The sequence below is a fragment of the Moorena sp. SIO3I6 genome (assembly GCF_010672095.1).
The window spans coordinates 1-1,358 of sequence record NZ_JAAHHU010001386.1 but is presented as its reverse complement, the minus strand read 5'-3'; the positions used below and the strand labels follow the sequence as shown (position 1 = coordinate 1,358).

At 41.9% G+C, this 1,358-nt stretch carries 2 protein-coding genes; both read right to left on the bottom strand.

The genetic code is table 11. The features are described 5' to 3' along the window. Positions 1-49: 49 nt before the first annotated feature. Entirely contained in the window at positions 50-1,069 is a 1,020-nt protein-coding gene (locus F6K49_RS49560; protein WP_293110148.1) for a glycosyltransferase family 2 protein, read from the bottom strand. A 20-nt stretch (positions 1,070-1,089) separates the two neighbouring features. Continuing rightward, positions 1,090-1,358: hypothetical protein (locus F6K49_RS49555; RefSeq protein ID WP_293110145.1), on the bottom strand; the 269-nt coding region annotated here is incomplete at its 5' end.

Here is a 1,358-nt window from a genome sequence, read left to right as displayed (position 1 = left end):
TTCCCTATTCCCTATTCCCTTTTCCCTGTTCCCTGTTCCCTAAAAGTAATCAAATCCACTTTGTCCACCTAAGTGCCCAAACTTTTTCAACACCATAAAATGGGCTTAATAGTAGTGTGAGGGCAACCCATACTGGTCCGACTATGTATAACCAAAGACGGCCACGATGACGTTTGATAAAACGCTCCAAGGGATAACGTAGTCGTCTATGCCAATAGGTTAGAGGGATTAATTCTTTGGTGTAAGTTTTGTATATTTGCTCTAATTCATAGGTAGCTTTTACACCAGCGATGCTGGTTTTATTGTCACCACTTACTGGAGCAATGCTTAGCACCTCTTCGATCACGCGCCAGCGCACACCACGGGAGTAGAAATAATTAAATAGCTCAATATCCATGGTGTACTCATAGCTTTCATCTAATGGTTGAGGTCGATCAAGCAGCTTGCGCCGATAAAAGCAGCTAGGTTGGTGAATGGGAGAAGCAACAGAAATTAAGTCAATTTGTTTGAGTGTAGGAGCTTTAATGTAGATCTGTTTTTTAGCATCCAATATCATCGGTCGTGACCCTAATCCTAAGGGCAATACTCGCCCAAATAGAGTCATCCAAAAATTAGCTCCTTTGAGTGGTTGACCTAAATTGTCAGTCCTATATTCAATTTGGCTGCGACCAACTAAGACGTCAATATCAGGCGACTCGGCAAAGTATTTTCCCACTGTGTGTAAGGCATCTGGTGCTAGGAGGTCGTCACTACACAGCCAATTAACGATATCACCATTACACTTCGCAAAACCTTTATTAATGGCATTGGATTGACCACTGTCTTTTTCACTAACCCACCAGGTAATGTATGGTTCAAACTGCTTAATTACTTCGACACTGTTGTCAGTGGAGCCGCCATCAATTACAAGGATTTCTAGCTTGGGATAGTTCTGTTCAATTAAGCTTTGTAAGGTGGCACAGATAGTTGATCCGCTATTATAATTAGGAACAACTATCGAAATGCTCGGAAGTTCTGCTAAGGGAGGGTCTTCTTGTTCATCAATGGTACTTTCCTCTGAGTTTTTCATGGCTTACTATCCCGTTTATTTTACTGAAATAATTTACAGGGTTTTTCATAGCAATCAGGTACACAGGATTTTTTCCCTCTTACCTCTTTCCTGTTCTGACTTCTGTGCTCCCTACTCCCTACTCCCTGTTCCCTAACACCTAGTAAGTGGGGATTCTTGACAATTCGACTCTGGTAAACAGCTGCCGAAAGAGCGGTTGATACGTATAGAGTCCACACGATGTCTTCGGCAAGAATTGATGGGTCTAGGCTCAAGTTAACAATACTGAAAAATACTAGGTAGAGAAACA

Bases quoted from the DNA above. Each gene is read 5' to 3' on its own strand.
- F6K49_RS49560 (WP_293110148.1), bottom strand. From the start codon at position 1,069: ATGAAAAACTCAGAGGAAAGTACCATTGATGAACAAGAAGACCCTCCC.